We start from the raw sequence: 20601 nt of genomic DNA, 5'->3' as shown, positions 1-20601 counted from the left end.
GCTGATGCAGGACGAGGAAGCGCCGGCCGCCAGGGTCCTGGTGGCCGAGGACGATCCTGACATCCGCGACCTGTTCACGATGGTGCTGGAGTCCGCGGGCGCCGCGGTCGTCGCCGTGAACAGCGGCGGAGCGGCGCTGGAAGCCCTCAGGAGCCAGCGGTTCGACCTGGTGGTCACCGACATGTGGATGCCCCAGATGTCGGGCCTGGATCTGTGCAAGGCGCTGCGGGCCGACCCGGCGACCGCGAAGCTGCCGATCCTCATGCTCAGTGCGTATGGCCGGATGGGTGGCCCCAGAGAGGCGATGATGGCCGGTGCCACGGAGTACCACACGAAACCGATCCGGCCGGCCGTCCTGGTGAGCAAGGTCGACGCCCTGCTGGGAGGCCGCCTGGTGGCGCGATGAGCCACCAGGCGGCCGAAAACAGTTAGCGGTGCTCCCACCACGTCCTGGTGGTCACGGCCGCGTAGGCGTCGACGATGCCGAAGCCGTAGAAGCCGTTGAACTGCGTGCCACCCTCGCAGAGCGCGTTGAACTCCTCGGGGCGACCCTCGTTCGTGTAGGTCTGCAGCGCGGGCGTCGGGCAGGCGTGCTCGGCGGCCGTGCTGTACAGGATGTATTCGACCTTCCAGGGCTCCAGGCCGAAGCCCTTGCCCTGCTTGGTGCCGTGCGAGCTGACGATGAGCGCCGCGACGCCGGCCGCGTGCGGCGAGGCCATCGAGGTGCCCTGCAGCCAGGTGTAGTAGCCGCACTTGCCGGCCGCGGTGCACTCCTTGTACACCAGGCCCTCGGCCTCCGGTAGGACGTTGCCGTCCGCGTCGACCGTGCCCTCCTCCTGCAGCACCTTCTTCGGGTACGTGGAGAGGATCATGTTCTCGTTGGTGCGGTAGGTGTCCGTGCCGAAGCCGTCACGGAACCAGCCACCTGGTGCGGAGACGCCGATGCGCTCCAGACCGTAGTCGGAGAAGTCCGACTTCTTCAGCGACGGGCCGAGGGAGGAGACACCGATGACGAACGGTCCCTCGACGGGCAGGTCCCAGCAGGAGCTGTTGTCGATGGGCCGGTCGTACGCGGAGTCCGCCGGGTAGTCCGGGCTGGAGATGTCGGTGCGGGGCTTGCCCTTGTCCTCGTGGTTGTTGCCGAGCGCACCGACCAGCGTGACGCCCTTGAAGTGGGCGTACGTCAGCGCCCGGAACATGCCCCGGATGATGGTGCGCTGCTCGGCCTGCGCGGCCGCGGAGTCGGCCGGGTTGGCGGTGCAGTTGAACAGCCACGGGTCGACGTAGAACGACATGTTGACCACGTCGATGCCCGTCTGCCCCGCGTGGACGAGCGCGTTGACGACCGGCTCGAGGAAGAAGTACCCCGAGTCCTGGCCGCCCTTGAGCTCGACCAGCGACACGTTCGGCGCGACACCGGAGATGCCGAAGCCGTTCGCCGCCGCACCGATCGTGCCGGCGACGTGCGTGCCGTGGCCGCCGTCGTCGGTGCCGACCGGGTCGAGGCAGCTGGCGACCTCACACGGGCCGTCGATGTCGACCTTGTCCGGCGCGAAGTTCTTCGACAGCGCCCAGTTGAAGTTGGGGGCGATGTCGGGCTGCGACGCGTCGACGCCGGTGTCCAGGATGCCGACGGTGACGCGCTTGTCACCGGCGTTGACCTTGCGGGCCTTGTCCGACCGGACCGTGGTGAGGCCCCACAGCTTGTCGTCCAAGGGGTCCATGCCGGCGGTGGCGGGCTTCTTGCCGCCGGGCTTCTTCGCTGCCGCTGCCGCGGCCTGTGCTTCCTTCTCGACCTTGGCCGGCTGCTCCTTCTTGGGAGCCTTGCCGATCGCGGTCCGGTGCGCGGCACCGACGAGCTTCGAGGAGGCTGCCGCCTTCTCGACGAATCCGCTCTGCGGGGCCAGGACCGTGAACATCCCGACCGTGTCGTTGGTCGCGACGACCTTGCCGCCGGCCTTGGCGATCGCCGCGGCCGCGTCAGTGGTGGAGACGTTGTCCGCGGCCACGACGGTGTACTCGGTGTTGGCGACGGCCTCGGCGCTTGCCGGGGCCGACAGGCCTGCCGCGGTCACGGTCAACGCCGCGGTGATGACCGCGACGCCCGTGAACCTCTTGTTGAATCCCACATGTCCTCCCGGTTCGAGGGGATGTGGATATGAGATCGAAAAACATTCGGCTGCGGAAGGCATTCACCCAAGATTTTCAAATACCACGGGCGATTCGCTCCACGGTTTCCTTTGCGTCCGCAAGGCTGGCGCCCGTCGCCTGACGGTACAGCTTGATCGCGGCCATCAGGTCCTGGCGTCGCAGCGCGGCCACGAACTCCGGCGGAAGTCCATCCGGGACGCCGAATACGTCGGCGAGCGCGGGGTCGAGCCCGAAATGACGGTACAGAAATGCGACCTGACGCTCCAGTCGGGCCAGGCGAATGCTTTCGGCGCGGTCCATGGCGCAGACCGTAACAACGTCGGGGAGCCGTTACTGGCGGCTCCCCGACGCAATTCGTCCGGTTATGCGATCGGCTCCGCGAAGGGGTCGGTCGAGGCTGCCACCGGGATCTCGGCGGCAGCGGCGCGGGCGGCCTGCGCCCCCTTGCCCGAGCGCTCCTCGGTGGTGATCGGGAAGTGGCAGGCGACCGTCTGGCCCGGCTGCAGCTCGCGCAGCAGCGGCTCCTCCTGGGCGCAGATGTCCTGGGCCTTCCAGCACCGGGTCCGGAAGCGGCAGCCCGACGGCGGGTCGATCGGGCTGGGCACGTCGCCGGTCAGCAGGACCCGCTCGCGCTGCGCCTTGTCGCGACGGTCGGGGTCCGGCACCGGCACCGCCGACAGCAGCGCGTAGGTGTACGGGTGCAGCGGCTCGGCGTACAGCCCGTCCCGCGGCCCGACCTCCACGACCTTGCCCAGGTACATGACCGCGACCCGGTCGGAGATGTGCTTGACCACCGACAGGTCGTGCGCGATGAACACGTAGGTCAGGTTGAACTCGCGCTGCAGGTCGTCGAGCAGGTTGACCACCTGCGCCTGGATCGACACGTCGAGCGCGGAGACCGGCTCGTCGGCGATGATGAGCTTCGGCTGCAGGGCCAGGGCCCGGGCGATGCCGATGCGCTGGCGCTGACCGCCGGAGAACTCGTGCGGGTAGCGGTTGTAGTGCTCGGGGTTGAGCCCGACCAGCTCCAGCAGCCGCTGGACCTCACGCTTCTGCCCGTGCGCGGTCTTGATGTTCTGCACCTGCAGCGGAGCGCCGATGATCGAGCCGACCGTGTGCCGCGGGTTCAGCGACGAGTACGGGTCCTGGAAGATCATCTGGATCTCGCGCCGCAGCGGGCGCATCTGGCTGACCCCGAGGTGCGAGATGTCGCGCCCCTCCAGGATCACCTTGCCGCCGGTCGGCTCCAGCAGCCGGGTCATGAGCCGGCCGGTGGTGGACTTGCCACAACCGGACTCGCCCACCAGGCCGAGGGTCTCGCCGGCCTTGACGGCGAGGTCGATGCCGTCGACGGCGCGCACGGCGCCGACCTTGCGCTTGAAGAACGCCCCCCGAAGGATCGGGAAGTGCTTCTCCACGCCTTGGACCTCGAGGAGGTATTCGCCGCCCCGCTGCGGTGCCGCGGCGGGCTGGGATTGGGTGCTCGTCGACACTGTCGTGCTCCTCAGAGGGATGGGGCGATGTCCGACTTGAAGATGGCCTGCCGTTCCGCGGGCGGGATGTGGCACGCGACGCTGTGGTCCTGCGTGCCCTCCGCCAGCGTCGGTTCGACCGTCTTGCAAGGGATGCCGTTGCGCTCGACGTACGGGCAGCGAGGGTGGAACGAGCAGCCGTTCGGCAGGTTGATCAGCGACGGCGGGTTGCCCTTGATCGGGACGAGCCGCTCGCGCACCTCCCGGTCGACGCGTGGCATCGAGGACAGCAGCCCCCAGGCGTAGGGGTGCTCCGGCCGCCGGAAGATGTCCTGTGCGGTGGCGTGCTCGACGCACTTACCGCCGTACATGACCAGGATGTCGTCCGCGACCTCGGCGACCACGCCCAGGTCGTGGGTGATGATGATGACCGCGGAGTTGAACTCGGCCTGCAGGTCGCGGATCAGGTCCAGGATCTGCGCCTGCACCGTCACGTCCAGCGCGGTGGTCGGCTCGTCGGCGATGAGCAGCTGCGGGTTGTTGACCAGCGACATCGCGATCATCGCGCGCTGCCGCATACCGCCGGAGAACTGGTGCGGGTAGTCGTCGACGCGCTTCTGCGGCTGGGGGATGCCGACCCGGTCGAGCATCTCGATCGCCCGTCGCCGGGCGTCGGCCTTGCTCACCTTGTGGTGCACCCGGTAGGCCTCGATGATCTGCTTGCCGACCGTGTAGTACGGGTGCATCGCGGTCAGCGGGTCCTGGAAGATCATCGACATCTTCGCGCCGCGCAGCGTGCGGACCCGCTCCGGCGACGCCCCGATGAGCTCCTCGCCGTCCAGCCAGACCTCGCCGGAGATCTTCGCCGAGCCCCGCCGGTGCAGGCCGAGGATGCCCAGGCTGGTGACGCTCTTGCCGGAGCCGGACTCGCCCACGATGCCGAGGGTCTCGCCGCGCTCCAGCTGGAACGTCAGGCCGTCGACGGCCTTGACGATGCCGTCGTCGGTCTTGAAGTGGATCCGCAGGTCACGCACGTCGAGGAACGACTGCGCGGCCGAGCCGGCACGGTACGGGGCCGGGTCGCCGTCCTTGAGGAGGCTGGTGGACATGCTCACTCCCTTCCAGGGGTGCCGGGTCGAACGGATCGGGTCAGCGGCAGCGTCACGAGAGCCGCACCCGCGGGTCGATCACGGCGTAGAGCAGGTCTACGAGCAGGTTGGCGATGACGATGAAGAACGCGCCGAACAGCGTCACGCCGAGGATGATCGGCAGGTCCTTGACGTTGACCGCGTCGATGCTGAGCCGGCCGATGCCGGGGAGGCTGAAGACGCTCTCGGTGAGGATCGCGCCGCCGAGGAGGCCACCCAGGTCCAGACCGAAGATCGTCACGATCGGGGTGAGCACGGAGCGCATCGCGTGCTTGCCGACCACGACGCGTTCCTTGAGGCCCTTGGCGCGAGCGGTGCGGACGTAGTCCTCGCTCATCGTCTCGAGCATCTGGGCGCGGGTGAGCCGGGTGTACTGGGCGGCGAACAGCAGCGCCAGGGTGACCCAGGCCAGGAAGAGCTTGTTGGCCCAGCCGGCTGGGTCGTCCTTGAAGTTGACGTACTCGCCACCCTCGAAGATGTTCCAGGTATGGACGAAGAGCTGCTGGGCGACCAGGCCCGTGAAGTAGATGGGCAGTGAGACACCGGCGAGCGCGATGATCATCGCTGTGCGGTCCGCGATCGAGCCGCGTCTCAAGGCCGAGATGACGCCGCCGGCGACGCCGAAGAGCAGCCAGATGACGGCGGCCCCGAGGGCGAGGGAGACGGTGACCGGGAGCCGGTCGATGAGCAGCGGCCACACCTCGCGGTCGGTGCGGAAGGAGTAGCCGAAGCAGGGGGCGGAGCAGTGGGTGACGCTCGGGCCGTTGTTGTAGTCGCGGCCGGCGACGATGCCCTTCAGGAACCGCCCGTACTGGATGTAGATCGGCTGGTCGAGGCCGAGCTTGACCCGGGTCGCCTCGACGTCGCGCGGGGTCGCCGACTTACCGACGTACATCTGGGCGGGGTCGGCGCCGGCGGCCTTCGGGATCGCGAAGAAGATCAGGAAGGTGACGGCCGAGACGGCCACGAGCAGCGCGACTGCCGTGACCAGGCGGCGCAGGATGTAATTGATCACGTGTGCGGCCTGACGCCGGCCGGCTCGACGGTGTTCCCGTCTCACCGGCCGGCGCCGTGGCCTTCACCTGCCTTCGTTTCCTCGGAAGGGCGGGTTACCGGCTAACTGGCATTGCTCGGTCAGGACGACCAGGTCACTTGGTGACACCCAAGCTGGCGAAGTCGTACATGCCGTAGTACTCCGTGACGAACACGTTGGTCAGTCGCGGGTTGCGGTAGTTCAGAGCCTTGTCGTACACGAACGGCACCATGACGGCCTCGTCCATGACGACCTTGTTGATCTGGCCCCAGATGTCCGCGGCCTTCTTCGGGTCGGTCTCGGCCTTGGCCTTGTCGATCAGGCTGTTGACCTCGGAGTTGTTGAGCTCCGCGTAGTTGTTGTTACCCGACTGGGAGATCGTGCGGCCGTCGACCAGGATCGACAGGAAGCCGTAACCGGTCGGGAAGTCGGCGCCCCAGCCGGCCATCATCAGGCCGTAGCCCTTGGCGTGCGTGTTCGACGGCGCGCCGATGGTCGAGCGGAAGTACAGCGAGGCGTCGGTCGGGTCGAGGCGGGCGTTGATGCCGACGTTCTTCAGCGCGGCCTGCAGCGCCTCAGCCGTCTTCGGCTCCTTGCCGGCGTTACGGGTGGCGATGACCGTGTCGAAACCGTCCTTCTTGCCACACGCGGCCAGCTCTTCCTTGGCCTTGTCGATCTGCGGCTTGCCGGACTTGGTGTTGTACGGGTCCAGCGCCGGGTCGTGACCCGCGATGTTCGGCGGGAGCATGTTGACGGCGATGTCGCCACCAGCGTCGGCGCCACCACGTGCGGTCTGCATCGTGACCTTGTCCGTGGCGTACTGCACGGCCTTGCGGCAGTGGATGTTGTCGAACGGCGGGACCTTGGTGTTGATCGAGAAGTAGCGGATGAAGCCGGTGGTCGGCGTGTCCGCGTTGGCCTTCTTGTCCGCCTCGAGCAGGATCTTCGGCTGCGCACCCTGCTGGACACCGGTCTGCGCGGTGTCGATGTCGACGTCGCCGGCCAGCAGCTGGTTGTCGATCTCCTCGACGGCCGTGCCGATGGTCAGGTCGATCTGGTCCGGCAGCGCCTTGCGGATGGTGTCCGTCTTCGGGTCCCAGTTCTCGTTGCGGACCAGGGTGAGCTTCTTGCCCGGGTCGAACGACTGGAACTTGTAGGGGCCGGTCGAGACGGGCTTGTCACCGTACTTGTCGCCGGTGTCCTTGGCCTTCTGGACCGGGCCTGCGCCGGGCATGGCGAGCAGGTAGTTGAAGTCCGACAGCGGTTCCTTCAACTTGAAGACGATCGTGGTGTCGTCCGGGGTCTGGATGGACTTCAGACCCAGCTTGTCCGGGTCGGTGTCCTTGTACGGGCCGGGGTACTTCTGGTCCTGGTCCAGCACGTCGACGATGTAGGTCGGGCCGCCGGACAGGATGTCCTGGGCGAAGACGCGCTCGATGCCGTACTTGATGTCCTTCGAGGTGATCGGCGAGCCGTCCTCGAACTTGACGCCGGCCTTGAGCTTGAAGGTGTACGTCTTGCCGCCGTCGGTGATCTCCGGCAGCTTCTCGGCCAGGTCCGGCTCGAGCTTCAGGCCGTCCTCGCCCGGCTTCGACGCGTTGGTGAGGAGGGTCCGGACGTAGTAGCCCTTCTGGAAGTTCCACACCCAGGCGTAGTAGGCGCGGACCGGGTCCCACGAGTCTGCGTCAGAGTGGTTGACGAGCTTGAGGGTCCCACCCTTCTTGTCGGAAGGGTTGACGACACCCTTGGTGGCGGCGTTGAAGCCGGTCACACCCGCGGTGCTCTCGCCCGTGCTGGGCTTCTTGTCGTCGCCGCCCGACCCACAGGCGGACAACACCAGGGCGATAGCAGCCGAACCGGCCACCAATGCCCCTGTCCTCATTCTCACTAGGTTTCCCTCCTTGTTTGGCGCGACCCGCCGAGGGACGGGCCGTCCGAGCTGTGCTGCTGTGCGAGCGGAGATCGGGGTGGCACGGGACGGATCCCTGTCAGTGGTGCAGGGTGGGATCCGGTCCGGGCCGAGGGTGGCGGTGCCGGTGGCGGGTTTACCGGTTGGCCTTGGGGTCGAGCGCGTCACGCAGCCCGTCGCCGAACAGGTTGAACGCGAGAACCATGATGAAGATCGCGAGGCCCGGCACGAACATGTACACCGGGTCGTAGGTGTAGTAGTTCACCGCGTCGGAGAGCAGGCGCCCCCACGAGGGAGTGGGGGGCAGCACGCCGACGCCGAGGAACGACAGCGACGCCTCGAAGACGATGTTGGTCGGGATGACCAGCGTCGAGTAGACGAGGATGGGCGCGACCAGGTTGGGCAGCAGCTCCCGGAACAGGATCCGGGTCGGGCCGGCGCCGACGCTGCGGGCCGCCTCGACGAACTCCCGTTCTCGCAGGGACAGGGTCTGCCCGCGCACGATGCGGCCGATGTACGGCCAGCTGAAGAACGAGATGACGCCGACGACGACGCCGATGCGCCATGCGGTGGTGACCGGCACGACGGAGATGAGCGCGATCGAGAACAGCAGGTAGGGGAACGCGAGGATCAGGTCCATCAGGCGGCTGACCGCGCTGTCCACGAAGCCGCCGAAGTAGCCGGCCGTGATGCCCAGCACGACCCCGAGGATCACCGCGACGACCGTCGCGGACAGCGCGACCAGCAGGGAGACCCGCGCGCCGTAGATGATCTGCGAGAACATGTCGCGGCCGGTGACCGGCTGCACGCCGAGCAGGAAGTCCTTGCTGATGCCGCCCCAGGTCCCCGGCTCGGGGATACCGCCGAGGCTCGGGTTGATCTTGTCCTGGTGGAACTCGTTGATCGGGTGCCCGAGGAATTTGTTGATCACTGGGGCGAAGATCGCGACGAGCACGAGGAACACGATGACGCTGGCACCGGTCAGCGCGACCTTGTCGCGCTTCAGACGGGTCCAGGCGATCTGACCGAGCGACCTGCCCTCGATGGCCTTGGCGGGGACACCGGGTGGCGTGCTGGTCGCCTCTTCGACACTCGGCACCTGCTCGTCGCTCTTGGACGTGACGGGTCCCATAGTCATGGGCGTGGCGCCCCTCTCCCCGGCCGCTTGCCCGCCTTGCACAGCCGCCAGCAATGGCCGTCGCAGCATGGGAACGCGCGTCGGCCAGACCGGGGCCCGTGGCAGTCAGCAGCCGATCGGCTGTGTCTTCGTGGACTCCTGGTGCCCTATCCGCAGGTTCGGTCCACGGGCAGAGCGTGCACGAAGCCGACTTGGTGTGTCGCCTCCGTTGGAGGAACCCTGTCTCCCGTTCGGCCGATCGTCAAGGGTCACCCCCCGTCCTGTAACCAAGTCCACGCCGGGCCGTGATGAGGGCGTGATCCAAGCACAACGACTTTTGGATCATACACCCCCGAAAAGGGCGAATTACCAGCTCGTCGTAACGGTGTGGTTACGCTCTGTTGTGGACGAAGCACGCGCAACAGAGAGGGTCGGGGTCAGGCACCACTTTACTTGATCGTTTCACTTTTAACAGTACCGTCCAGCCAGGTGTCATTGATCACGGAGCGTACTCAGAGATCGATGTCCACCACTACCGGGGCATGGTCCGACGGGCCCTTGCCCTTGCGTGCCTCGCGGTCGATGTAGGCGGCCTTGACTGCCTCGGCGACGGCGGCACTGGCGTAGAAAAGATCGATTCGCATGCCTTTGTCCTGGTGGAACATGCCGGCCCGGTAGTCCCAGTACGTGAACGGGTTCGGCCCCTTCATCGGCGCGGGCACGACGTCGCGCAGACCGGTCGCCAGCAGCGCCGCCAGGGCCTCCCGCTCCGGTGCCGTCACGTGCGTCGAACCGGCGAACGCGGCCGGGTTGAACACGTCGGCGTCGGTCGGCGCGACGTTGAAGTCCCCGCACACCACCAGGCGATCGGTGCCGGCCAGCTCACCGGCGACGCGGGAGCGCAGCGCCTCGAGCCAATGCAACTTGTACGTGTAGTGCGCCGACTCCGGGGTCCGGCCGTTCGGCACGTACACGGACCAGACGCGCACCCCGCCGCAGGTCGCGGAGATCGCCCGGGCCTCGATGCGGGGCGTCTCGAACAGCCCTTCCTCGCCATCGTCGGGCTCCCGCACCCGCTCGGCGGGTTCCCCGGCCCAGCCGGGGTCGCCCTCGAAGCCGCGCACCACGTCGTCGAGGCCGACCCGGGACAGCAGGGCCACCCCGTTCCAGCGGCCCTCGCCGTGCGCGGCGACGGCATAGCCGAGCGCGGCGACCTCCTCGGTGGGGAAGCCGTCCGCGCCGACCTTGGTCTCCTGCAGGCAGAGCACGTCGGGCCCGGCCAGTTCGAGCCACTCGAGGAGCCGGGGGAGCCGGGCCTTGACCGAGTTCACGTTCCAGGTCGCGAGTCTCACCCGTCCCACAATGCCCTACATCGCGCGCCAGGGCAGGGGGCGACGCCTCGACACGCGACCTGGCACGGCGCCGGGGGGCCGCAAGCGACGGATTCCGCCGGGGATGCTCACCCCCGGACCCCCCAATGCGCCGCAAGCGGCGCACTCAAGCTGACTCGCGCTTGATGAGCTCCGTGGGCAGCAGCAGGACCGGCTCGATCTGCTCGCCGGCCGCCAGGCGCAGCACCTGCCGGGCCACGGTGCGCCCGATGTCGGTGATCGGCTGGCGGACCGTGGTGAGCGGCGGCTCGGTGTCGCGGGCGAACTCCATGTCGTCGAACCCGACCACCGCCACGTCGTCGGGCACCCGGCGGCCGTTCTGCCGCAGGGCGCGCAGCGCGCCGTCGGCCATCGCGTCGGATGCGGCGAACACGGCGTCCAGCTGCGGGTCGTCGGCCAGCAACTGGCTCATCGCCAGGGCGCCGGACTGCCGGGTGAAGTCGCCGACCGCGACGATCGAGCGCCGGCTGGCGTCCTGCATCGCCGATCGGTACCCCTTGAGCCGGTCGATGCCCGCGCTCATGTCCTGGGGGCCGGCGATGGTCGCGACCCGGCGCCGTCCGGTGTCCAGCAGATGGTGCACCGCGGCGCGGGCGGCGTCCTCGTTGTCGACGTCGACGTAGGGGACCTGGGACTGGGTCAGCAGGCGGCCGTTGCAGACCACCGGCACGCCGGCCCGGCTCAGGCGCTCCGGCAGCGGGTCCGCGCCGTGCATGGAGAAGATGATCGCGCCGTCGACGTGGCCGCCGGTCGCGTAGCGCTCGACCCGGTCGTGGCTGGGCCCGGACGGCCCGACCATCATCAGCACGAGCTGCTTGTCGGCGGCCTCCAGCTCGAGGCTCACGCCGCGGATGACGGCGGCGAAGAAGGGGTCGTCGGAGAACACCCGGCTGGTCGTCTCCGAGGCGACGAGCGCGATCGAGTCGGTCCGCTGGGTCACCAGGCTGCGGGCCGCCTGGTTGGGCACGTAGCCGAGGGCGTCGACGGCGTTGAGGACCTTGTCGCGGATGTGCGGCGCGACGGACGTAGAGCCGTTCACCACGCGGGAGGCGGTCGCTCGGGAGACCCCGGCGCGCTGCGCGACGTTCTCCAGAGTGGGCCTGTCCCGCCCCGACATCACCATGTGCGCTTTCCCCCATATCTGTCTGCCGGACTCATCATGACTGAAGCCGCCCGATGTTATGGCGCACAAAAAGGGACGGGCGACGAAGCATGCCGCTCCGCCGCCCGTCACACCCTCACACCGGTTACACCCTGATCACGATTCACCCGGACGATCGGCTGGTCACCCTGGCCGCCAATCGGCCTGAGAGCGCTCTCAAGACACGATTCAGAGTGGCCCATGACTAGCGCATTGTCAATCGCGAAACCCCCTGAAAGCGCTCTCTGGAATATGTTGTGGGAAACGCCAAATACCTATGCCGCCTGGCGCCGCCGGCAGGCTTCGACGTGTGCCGCGACGACCGCGGTGGTGTTGGAACGCACACACGCGTCGGCGCCCGCCTCGAGGACGTCGACGACCTCCTGATGGTCGCTGTACGGGCTGAGCACCACCACGATCGCCGACGCCGGATGGCGCAGGCAGGCGGCGGTCACCGCCCTTGGTCCCGGGTCGTCGAGCACGACGATGTCCGGGTCGCGCACCAGGGGCTCGGGTGTCGTGCGCCGCAGGACCGTCCAGTCCTGGGGCAGGTAGCGGGTCAGGTCCATGAGCCGACCGCCGTCGGCGACGAGCAGCACGGTCACGTGGTCGAGGTCGGAGGCGGAGCGCTGGGGCAGCGTCAAGATGTTCATGGCTCATTTATCCCGCCTGGTCCTGCCATCGGGCTCGACGCCCGCTGCGAAAAACCTGGCTGTTTCTTCCGCGGCGGCCTTACGGCCGGAAGAGCAGTGGGGGATTCTCACCCCACACCCCCAATGCTCGCGTTGCTCGCACGACCTGCGCCCCGAGGGCGCGGTCGACTCGGACGCGTGCGCGTGGCCTATGAAGACCGGGGGTCCAGGTTTGAGGCACTCAAGGTCTGTCGTCCGGCTCGCCCGCCCTGCGCGCGAGACGACGGAGGCGGGCCCATCCTCCTGCGTTGCACCCGCCGTGCGTCGGCCGACTGTGGCTTGCACCCGCCGGCCGACTGTGGGTGTTTCTCTGCGGTGTGGCGCGGCTGGTGTTTGTCGTCGGGGGGAGGGTGGGCGTGAAAGGGTTGGGCGGTGATCGTCTGGATCAATGGGCCTTTCGGTGTCGGGAAGTCGACGCTGACGAAGGAGTTGTGCCGTCGCGATCCGAAGGCGCGGGCATTTGATCCGGAGCGCATCGGGTGGGTCCTGCAGCGCACGGTGGGGTTGCTCAAGCCCGGGGATTATCAGGATCTGCCGGCGTGGCGGTCGGCCACCGTCACCGCCGCCGGGTGGCAGGCGCGTGGGGCGGATCCGCTGATCGTGCCGATGACCGTGCTGCGGGGGGCGGTGCTGCGGGAGCTGTTCGCCGGCCTGCGCGGGCGCGGGCACGAGGTCCGGCACCTGCTGCTGGACGTGTCGGCGCCGGTGCTCATCGAACGGGTCGAGAACGATGACGACGACGGCCCGCAGGCTTGGCGGCTGGACCAGCTCGGGGCGTACCTGACCGCCCGGCACGACCTGCGCCGCGTCGACGCGGTCCTGGACACCGACGACCTCGAGGCCGACGAGGTCGCCGACGAGGCCGAGGCGATCATCGCCGCCTGGCGCACCTGACAGACCGTCGGTGCTCTACAGAGCGGAGTCGGTGATCGCCTGGCGGAACACCTTCGAGCGGTGGGCGTAGTTGTCGAAGCGGCCGTAGCTGGGTGCCGCCGGGGACATCAGGACGACGCCGCCGGCCGGGGTCACCTTGCGGGCCAGAGCGACCGCGTCCACCAGGCTGTCCGAGACGTACGCGGTCACCAGGGGCAGGTCTTCGAGCAGTGCCACCAGCCGCGCACCGCTGTCGGGCATGCCGATCACCGTTGTCGGCGACGCCGCGGCGGCGAGATGCTCCCGCAGTGGCGTGTAGTCCACGCCCCGGTCCTCGCCGCCGAGCAGGACGGTGAGCGGGCGGTCGTGGAACGCCTCGATCGCGTGGATCGCCGCCTGCGGGATCGTGGAGAGCGAGTCGTCGACGAACGTGAGCCCGGACGGGTCCTCGATGCGCTCCAGGCGGTGCGGCAGCCCCGCGAACGTGCCGAGTGCCGCCTCGAGGGCGCCGGCCGAGGTGCGGACGTCGACGCCGTAGGCCTGCAGGACGCCGAGCGCGATGCACAGGTTGGCCTCGTTGTGCCGGCCGAGCAGGCGCAGGGCGGTGCGCGGGAACAGCGGCGCGGCGCCGAGCCGGAAGACGCCGTCGTGGACGTGGAACGAGTCCTCGCCGCCGACGACGTGCAGGGGCAGGCCGGTGAAGCGGCGCGACAGCTCGGCCAGGACCGCGGTGGACGCGGCGTGGACCACCACGGCGGCCGGGTCGTTGGCGACGAGGTTGAGCTTGACCCGGTAGTACTCGTCCTCGCCGCCGGTCCAGTCGAGGTGCTCCGGGAACAGCGAGGTGACCGCCGTGACCCGGGGCGAGTCGTCCAGGTCGGCGCACTGATAGGCGGACAGCTCCAGCACGTACGTCGGCGCCGGCGGCAGGTCCAGCACCGGGATGCCGATGTTGCCGCCGAGCTCGTTGGCGAAGCCGGCGGCGGTGAGCAGGTGGCTGACGAGGCTGCTCGTGGTGCTCTTGCCCTTGCTGCCGGTGACGCCGACGGTCCGGTCGCGGTGCGCGGCCATCCACAGCGCGGTCCCGCCCGTGATCCGGATCCCCGCGGCGCGGAGCTGGACCATCCACGGGTGGGTCTGCGCGACGCCGGGAGAGCGCACGACCACGTCGGCGGCGCGCAGCGCGTCGAACCCGGCGGGTCCGGTGTGCAGCGGCGCGAGCGCGGCGAGCTCCGGCGACCAGTCCTTGGTGAGGAAGTTCTGCCGGTCGTCGACGGCGACCAGCGACGCGGGCCCGGCCGGGGCGATCGCGCGGACGGCGGCGACGCCTTCCCGGCCGGTGCCCCAGACGGCGACCCGCCGGTCGCGCAGGTCAGCGAGCTGCACCGAGACCCTCCAGGGCGGCGAGGTAGACCGGCGGGACCAGGTTGGGTCCGTCGCCGCGGAACGTGGCCTCGACCTCGGCGTCGGACGGCAGCGCGGCCTCCGCTACCAGGGCCGAGACGATCAGCGTGTCCTTCCACTCGTCCTGCTGGGCGAGCAGGCGCAGCGCGACGAGGGACTCCTCGATCTCACCCACGCACTCGAACGGCTTGTGCGCGGTGAGTCCCATCAGCTCGCGGTACCCCGGCAGCTGCGTCGAATCGGCGAAGATGTCGGTGCCGAAGATGCCGAGCAGGCGCTCGCGGCCCGTGAACGGGGCCATGGCGAGGAAGACGAACCGGCATTTCGGGCAGTGCCCGCACCACCGGTCGGTCGCGTCGCGCTGCTTGAACGCCTGGTTGCAACTGGTCACGACCGCGTCATAGGCGGTGAACTTGGCGAACAGTGCGGCGATGTGCAGCTCCGACAGGCCACGCAGCAGCGAGAAGTACGCCTCCTGCAGGCCGGCGTGGGCGAGCAGCGCGTCGCGCAGGTGCGCCTCGGCGGGCAGGCCTTTGGACCACTGGTGGTTGATGTCGCGGCCGAGCCAGTTGAGGTTCGGCACCGACGCCGAGGCCTCGTTGGACATGACGACCGGCCCGAGGCCGTGCATGAGCGAGGCGGCGACGGCGATCAGCGAGTTGATCGCGGTCACCGGGATGTGGCCGTTGTACGCGCCGTTCGCGTTCAGCTCCCGCATCCGCGGGTCGAGGGTGCGGCGCACGAAGCGCGTCGGCTGCGGCGACACGGCGCACACGGCACGGATGATCGGGTTGGGGTTGACCGCGAACAGCACCGGGTCGAGCCCGGCGCGCTGCAGCGCCTCCATCGAGACGATCGAGTCCTTGCCGCCGCCGACCGCGGCCAGCGGCGCGCCGGCCGGCTCGTGCACGTCGGCGGGCGGCTCCGCATACGGGCCCGGGAGGATCTCCAGGTCCAGCACGTAGGGGAGTGTGTTCTGGTACGCGAACTCGCCCAGACCCTCGCGGAACAGCGCCGTGACCCACGGCAGGGCCTTCTCCGCCAGCGGGAAGCCGAGCTCAACCCTCGTCGGAGCGGCGATCTTGTAGTAGGACGTTGACGCCGCGACGTAGAGCAGGTCGAGGACGCGGTCGAGGGCCGGGTGCACCACCGACGGCGGGCCGAAGTCGACCGTCTCGGTGAGCACGAGGTCACCGAGCGCATAGTGGAAGCGGGCGACGCCGGTCGACGGGTCGAACTCCCGACCGGGGAAGCGCAGCGCTTCGACGTTCACGCAGGATCTCCTGACTTCGTGGCACGGACCGGGCAATGGTAACCGTCGCCCGGGTCGGGCCGGCCGGTCCGGGCGGCCGGTGCCGGTCTGCTTTGCGTCACTTCGAACATCACCGATAGTGACCGGGGTCGCCGTCGATGGCGGATGGTCATACGCTCGGGCCATGCGTGCCAAGCGGCGGGTGGAGTCATCGCCGGTGCGGTCGATGACGCTGCGTGAATTCCGTGGGTGGCCAGGCGAGCTGCGGCGACCGCGCCGCGCCGCGGCCGGACGCACAGACGTGGGGGCGACGAAGCGTGGGACAGATGCACTACGGCGAGCCGGCCGACCCCGTTCAAGGCAGGGCGAGCGTGCCGGCCGACTCCGTGCAGGGCAGGGCGAGTGTGGGCCGGGCCGGTGTGCCCGTGCCACCACCCCTCGGCGAGCCGGCGACCGGTCGAGCGTCCGTGCGAGGGGCCGCACCACCGCCGGTGCGCGCCTCGGCGCGGGTCGCCGGCCAGCCTGAGCAGGCGCCGCCGGACGAGATCCCGCCCGAGCCCGGCAGGAGCAGACCGGCGCCGAGCGCCCGGGCGAAACGGCGGCGCAGGCGCAACATCCTCATCGCGTCGATCGCCGCGTTCATCATGGTCACCGGCCTCGGCCTGGTGGCCGGGACGTACTACTTCGACCAGGTGGGGCTGCCCGAGGACCTCACCCTCGAGCAGTCGACGTCGATCTACTACGCCGACGGCCCGCTCATGGCGCGCATCGGCAGCAAGAACCGCACGCTTGTCGCGTTTGAGGACATCCCGCTGCACGTGCAGCACGCCGTCGTCGCGGCCGAGGACAACTCGTTCTACACCAACGACGGCGTCGACTACTGGGGCGTCGCCCGCGCCGCCTGGAACAACGTCACCGGCGGCGACCGGCAGGGCGCCTCGACGATCAGCCAGCAGTACGCCCGGAAGTGGGCCGAGCTCGAAGGCGTCACCTACGCGAGGAAGGTCCGCGAGGCGGTCATCGCGTTGAAGCTCAACCAGTCGTACAGCAAGAACCAGATCATGACGATGTACCTCAACATCATCTACTTCGGCCGCGGGGCGCACGGGATCCAGGCGGCGTCGCTGGCGTACTTCAACAAGCCCGTCAAGGACCTGACGGTCGCCGAGGGCATGATCCTCGCCGGGGTCATCAAGAACCCGTCGGGCGACAACGAGAAGGGCAGCCCGGCCGACCCGACCGTCGACCCGGTCAAGGCGGAGGCCCGCTTCGACTACATCCGCAAGCAGATGGTGGCCCTGAAGTTCGCCACCGAGGCCGAGGCGGCGGAGCAGCTCGTGATGCCCAAGACGGTCATCACGCAGGCGCAGAACCGGGCCAACAACCTGACCGCCAACACCGCCCTGGACAAGCCCGAGGGCCTCGTGGTGCACCACGTGCTGCAGGAGGTCGCGGAGCTGACCGACCCGAAGACCGGCAAACTGCTGTACAAGGACGTCGACCCGCAGGGCAAGGAGAACTTCGACAAGATCCGCAACGGCGGCCTGAAGATCATCAGTACCGTCGACTCCAGGATCCAGCAGGTGGCCGTGCAGGAGGCGAGCGCCAGCAGCAAGGAATCCAACATGTACGGCAAGAAGCCGAACCTGCAGGCCGCCCTGGTGGCGGTCGAGCCGGGCACCGGCGGGGTCAAGGCCTACTACGGCGGCGACAACGGCTCCGGCAACGACTACGCCGGCTACTACGTGGATCCCGTGCTCGGCGACGGCGACCCGAGTTGTTGCGGCGGCCACCCGCCGGGCTCGACGTTCAAGGTCTACACGCTCGCGACGGCGCTGATCGACGGGTACACGATCAACTCCTACTGGAACGGCATGCCGCAGGACTTCCCGGGTCGCACGGCGGCGCTGAAGAACCAGGTCAAGAACGCGACCGAGGGCACCGATCCGATCTGCAAGTCGGGCGTGGGCACCTGGTGCACGCTCGAGGAGATCACGGTCAAGTCGCTGAACATCCCGTTCTACAAGATCGCGCTCGACGAGACCCCGGCGAAGGTGATCGACACGGCTCGGGCCGCGGGCATCACCAGCATGTGGGCGACCGTCAAGGACCAGCCGTTGCCGCAGCGACAGGACCTGACCAAGCTCTCCGGCAAGGACGTCGCGGAGCACTTCGGCCCCGAGGTCGGGTTCGGCCAGTACCCGATCACGGTGCTGGACCACGCCGGCGGCATGGCGACGTTCGCCGCCCGCGGTATGGCGGCCAAGACGCACTTCCTCAAGGAGGTGTGGGAGAAGGAGCAGAAGGTCTTCGGTGAGGTCATCAACCCGAAGCGGATCCCCGGCTTCACCGAGCAGATGGCCGACGACCTCACCGCCGTCCTGCGGGGCGTGCCGGAGCACTACCGGCTGAAGGCCGAGCACGGCTACCAGCTCGCCGGCAAGACCGGCACCTGGCAGCTCGGCAACACGACCTCGGCGGGCAACGCGCACGCCTGGATGGGTGGCTACGTCCCCTCCGACCGGTCGAAGAACTCGCCCGGCCTGGCGGCTGCGGTCTGGGTCGGCAACAAGGGCAACGAGGTCGCCATCAAGATGAACAACGGCGACAACATCATCGGCGGCGCGCTGCCGGGCCCGATCTGGCGCGACTTCCTCGACGGCGCGCTGACGAAGGTGAAGATGCCGAAGGTGTCGTTCCTGCCCTCGAAGGGCGTCGGCAGCAAGGACGTCGGCAGCGGCATCTCGCCCAGCGCCGGCACACCGCCGGAGAACCCACCCCCTGGCCAGAACCCCAGCCCCGGGCAGACCCAGCCGAGCACCAGCCCCAGCCCGAAGACCAGCCCCAGCCCGAAACCCAGCCCCAGCAAGCGCACCTGAGTCGCCCCTGACCTCCTGCCCGGCCTCCGGGAGTCACCTGGCTCCCGGAAGCCGGTCAGGGAAGTTTTTTGGTCCCGAGGTTGCGGATCGAGGCGCGGAGCGGGGTTTGCGTCGACACGTTGAGGAAGCAGTGCGCGGTGCGGTCGCCGATGGCCCACTGGGTCGCGGTGAGGCCGGTCCAGAAGGTGTAGATGTCGGCGCGCTGGAACAGCTGGGTCTGGGAGATGCCGAGGAACTGCGCGATCTTCAGGTAGCACGCGTCGCTCGCGAGCTCCTTGAGGCGTTGCTGGTTCGGGTATTCGCCGGCGGGGGCGGTCCACGCGCCGACGAACTCGGTGTCGTGCGGGGCGTCGCAGGTGACGGGTTTGACGGCGTCGACGGCGCCGTAGAAGCCCTTGGCGTCCAGGTTGTCGCCGGAGAGCTGGACGCAGGTCAGCGCCAGCGGGCCGGCCTGGGCGAGCCCGCCCTTGACGGTGCCGGTGCGCTGCAGCGGCGCGAACAGGTCATCGGCCGCCTCGGCGATCCCGCACAGGAACTGCCGGCCGCCGGCCTGCCAGACGGCGGGCAGTGGCACGCGGAAGACGGGGAACAGCCGCCCGGTGCGCCAGTCGCCGCCGAGGTACGCCGCGGCGGCCTTGTCGCACTCGGCGAACGCGGCGCGGCTCGGGTCGCTGTCCCAGGCGGGCGGGGCGGCCGCGTCGGGGACCGCGCCGGTGCCGACGACCTCGACGGTGTGCGGCTCCGCGCAGTCGACGGCCTGCAGCGGCGCCGCCGAGGGCTCGAACGCGCTGACCGCGGCGGTCAGGCAGGTGCCGGTGGACGGCGGGGCGTAGGAGGCGGCGGGCAGTGCCGGCCAGCCGTTGGCCAGGTTGCCGTCGGTGCCGGCCGGCTTGCCGCAACCGGCGAGGACCGCCGTCAGGCCCAGCAGCGCCGCCGTCATGCCCCGGCGCACCGTCAGCCGCCGGTGACGAGACGGTGGTCGAGGACCTTGGAGGTCTTGTCGTCGTCGCCGGAATCCTCCCGCAGGAAGTACACCGAGCCGACGGCCATGGCCAGGCACAGCACGACCAGCGTGGCGATGATGGCGATCAGGATGACGACCATCCTGTCCCGCGGCGGCCGGGCCGGCTGCGGTGCGGGAAACGGCGGTGCGGGAAAAGGTGGCCCGTAGCGCGAGGGATCCGGCTCCTGCGGCGGGTACGCACCGGTCATACGCCGACCCTACCCGAACGTGAATGCCGTTACCGGTACCAGCCGCGAAGGGCGTTCAGCAGATCCTTGCCGCCGAGTGGCGGCGGTGGGGTCGGCAGCTGGCGCAGCAGGAGATCCCGCCCGGTGACCGCGGCCGGCTCGGGGTCGGCGAGCGGCACCGGGGGATACCAGAAGCGCTCCAGCTCGACGTCCGGCTCCTCCATGTCGGCGAGGACCCGCGCGGTGCCCGTGAGCACCGGAGCCTCAGCAACCGCAGGGCCGGAAACCGCGGCGCCGGTGCGCAGGGCCCGCAGGTTGGCCAGGAGCGCGTCGCGGGTCCGGCCGCGCCACAGCAGGATCTGGAACGGGTCGGCGTCGAACCGCTCCGCGAGCAGGTAGAACGCGGCCGCCAGGTGCTTGCACGGCACGGCGGCGTCCGGGCAGGAGCAGCGCATCGCGAGGTCGCGCACCCGGGCGGGGAAGAGCGGCACCTCGGCCGCGGCGAACACGTCCTCGACGTGCGGGGGCAGCTCGCCGGCGAGGAGCTTCGCGGCGCCGAGGGCCTCCGCGGCGAGGGCCGTCTCGACCCGCTGCCACACGTCGTCGTCGAAGACCTCCAGGGCGATGCTCACCTGGTACGGCGTGGGCCGCGAACCCTGCACGACCGCGGCGACGGTGCCCGGCTCGACCGTCAGCGACAGGACCTGCCCGGCGCGGGCGTAGTTGCGGCCCCGGGTCAGGCGGGTGCCGAGGGCGAAGGACTCGAGCACGCCGAGGAACCGCTTCGACCACCAGCTCTGCCCGATGTCGCCACGCGCGCTGCGGGCCCGCAGGCCGCCCTCGACCTTGACCGTCCGGGATCCCCAATATTCCGGGGCGGTCATGCGTCCTCACTTCGTTCCGGGCGCATGACCCAAGACTGATTTTCTGATGACCGGCCCGAGACGC

At 69.4% G+C, this 20601-nt stretch carries 18 protein-coding genes; 3 read left to right on the top strand and 15 right to left on the bottom strand.

Annotated features, from left to right (window positions below; genetic code table 11):
- Positions 1 to 4 precede the first annotated feature (4 nt).
- Entirely contained in the window at positions 5 to 406 is a 402-nt protein-coding gene (locus tag Dsi01nite_RS38670; RefSeq protein WP_203851357.1) for a response regulator, read from the top strand.
- A gap of 22 nt (positions 407 to 428) precedes the next feature.
- Here Dsi01nite_RS38670 and Dsi01nite_RS38665 read toward each other — a convergent pair whose 3' ends face one another.
- From Dsi01nite_RS38665 to Dsi01nite_RS38620, 10 genes are all read right to left on the bottom strand, one after another.
- Complete coding sequence (locus Dsi01nite_RS38665; RefSeq protein ID WP_239136486.1) at positions 429 to 2129, bottom strand: S8 family serine peptidase; 1701 nt, start codon at positions 2127 to 2129, stop codon at positions 429 to 431.
- Positions 2130 to 2205: 76 nt separating this feature from the next.
- Positions 2206 to 2451: a hypothetical protein gene (locus Dsi01nite_RS38660; protein ID WP_203851355.1), complete on the bottom strand. Its 246-nt coding sequence runs from the start codon at positions 2449 to 2451 to the stop codon at positions 2206 to 2208.
- A 62-nt stretch (positions 2452 to 2513) separates the two neighbouring features.
- Entirely contained in the window at positions 2514 to 3644 is a 1131-nt protein-coding gene (locus Dsi01nite_RS38655) for an ABC transporter ATP-binding protein (protein ID WP_203851354.1), read from the bottom strand.
- A gap of 11 nt (positions 3645 to 3655) precedes the next feature.
- Entirely contained in the window at positions 3656 to 4732 is a 1077-nt protein-coding gene (locus tag Dsi01nite_RS38650; protein WP_203851353.1) for an ABC transporter ATP-binding protein, read from the bottom strand.
- 52 nt (positions 4733 to 4784) lie between these two features.
- Positions 4785 to 5786, bottom strand: coding sequence for an ABC transporter permease (locus tag Dsi01nite_RS38645; RefSeq protein WP_203851352.1), 1002 nt, complete (start codon positions 5784 to 5786; stop codon positions 4785 to 4787).
- A gap of 133 nt (positions 5787 to 5919) precedes the next feature.
- The gene (locus tag Dsi01nite_RS38640) at positions 5920 to 7641 is read right to left on the bottom strand and encodes an ABC transporter substrate-binding protein (protein WP_239136485.1); all 1722 of its coding nucleotides are present in this window, start codon (positions 7639 to 7641) and stop codon (positions 5920 to 5922) included.
- Between the two features lie 208 nt (positions 7642 to 7849).
- Positions 7850 to 8851 carry an ABC transporter permease gene (locus tag Dsi01nite_RS38635; RefSeq protein WP_203851350.1) on the bottom strand — a complete coding sequence of 334 codons (1002 nt, stop codon included), beginning with the start codon at positions 8849 to 8851 and terminating at the stop codon, positions 7850 to 7852.
- A gap of 491 nt (positions 8852 to 9342) precedes the next feature.
- Positions 9343 to 10182 (bottom strand): exodeoxyribonuclease III, encoded by an 840-nt coding sequence (locus Dsi01nite_RS38630; RefSeq protein WP_203851349.1) that lies wholly within the window; start codon positions 10180 to 10182, stop codon positions 9343 to 9345.
- A 145-nt stretch (positions 10183 to 10327) separates the two neighbouring features.
- Complete coding sequence (locus Dsi01nite_RS38625) at positions 10328 to 11338, bottom strand: LacI family DNA-binding transcriptional regulator (protein WP_203851362.1); 1011 nt, start codon at positions 11336 to 11338, stop codon at positions 10328 to 10330.
- A gap of 299 nt (positions 11339 to 11637) precedes the next feature.
- The gene (locus tag Dsi01nite_RS38620) at positions 11638 to 12015 is read right to left on the bottom strand and encodes a response regulator transcription factor (protein WP_203851348.1); all 378 of its coding nucleotides are present in this window, start codon (positions 12013 to 12015) and stop codon (positions 11638 to 11640) included.
- A gap of 411 nt (positions 12016 to 12426) precedes the next feature.
- Between Dsi01nite_RS38620 and Dsi01nite_RS38615 the strand changes: the two genes are divergently transcribed.
- Positions 12427 to 12948, top strand: a complete 522-nt coding sequence (locus Dsi01nite_RS38615) for an AAA family ATPase (protein WP_203851347.1) — start codon at positions 12427 to 12429, stop codon at positions 12946 to 12948.
- Between the two features lie 15 nt (positions 12949 to 12963).
- Here the strand turns inward: Dsi01nite_RS38615 and murD are convergent, their stop codons facing one another.
- Both murD and Dsi01nite_RS38605 read right to left on the bottom strand, forming a co-directional pair.
- On the bottom strand, positions 12964 to 14313 hold the full coding sequence (gene murD, locus Dsi01nite_RS38610; protein WP_203851346.1) for a UDP-N-acetylmuramoyl-L-alanine--D-glutamate ligase: 1350 nt from the start codon (positions 14311 to 14313) through the stop codon (positions 12964 to 12966).
- The gene (locus Dsi01nite_RS38605; protein WP_239136484.1) at positions 14300 to 15604 is read right to left on the bottom strand and encodes a MurL-like N-terminal domain-containing; all 1305 of its coding nucleotides are present in this window, start codon (positions 15602 to 15604) and stop codon (positions 14300 to 14302) included. Before Dsi01nite_RS38605 ends, murD begins: the two co-directional genes overlap by 14 nt.
- A 305-nt stretch (positions 15605 to 15909) precedes the next feature.
- Between Dsi01nite_RS38605 and Dsi01nite_RS38600 the strand changes: the two genes are divergently transcribed.
- A complete protein-coding gene (locus tag Dsi01nite_RS38600; protein WP_203851344.1) occupies positions 15910 to 18462 on the top strand; it encodes a transglycosylase domain-containing protein in 2553 nt (850 codons plus the stop codon).
- 55 nt (positions 18463 to 18517) lie between these two features.
- Here Dsi01nite_RS38600 and Dsi01nite_RS38595 read toward each other — a convergent pair whose 3' ends face one another.
- The 3 genes from Dsi01nite_RS38595 to Dsi01nite_RS38585 are packed head-to-tail and all read right to left on the bottom strand — an operon-like array spanning position 18518 to position 20537.
- Positions 18518 to 19402, bottom strand: coding sequence for a septum formation family protein (locus Dsi01nite_RS38595; RefSeq protein WP_203851343.1), 885 nt, complete (start codon positions 19400 to 19402; stop codon positions 18518 to 18520).
- A 14-nt stretch (positions 19403 to 19416) separates the two neighbouring features.
- Positions 19417 to 19674, bottom strand: a complete 258-nt coding sequence (locus Dsi01nite_RS38590; protein ID WP_203851342.1) for a hypothetical protein — start codon at positions 19672 to 19674, stop codon at positions 19417 to 19419.
- Between the two features lie 29 nt (positions 19675 to 19703).
- A complete protein-coding gene (locus Dsi01nite_RS38585) occupies positions 19704 to 20537 on the bottom strand; it encodes an SWIM zinc finger family protein (protein WP_203851341.1) in 834 nt (277 codons plus the stop codon).
- Positions 20538 to 20601 lie beyond the last annotated feature (64 nt).

Source organism: Dactylosporangium siamense (assembly GCF_016862795.1).
In the GTDB taxonomy this organism is placed as follows: domain Bacteria; phylum Actinomycetota; class Actinomycetes; order Mycobacteriales; family Micromonosporaceae; genus Dactylosporangium; species Dactylosporangium siamense.
This window is presented reverse-complemented; position numbering and strand designations above follow the sequence as displayed.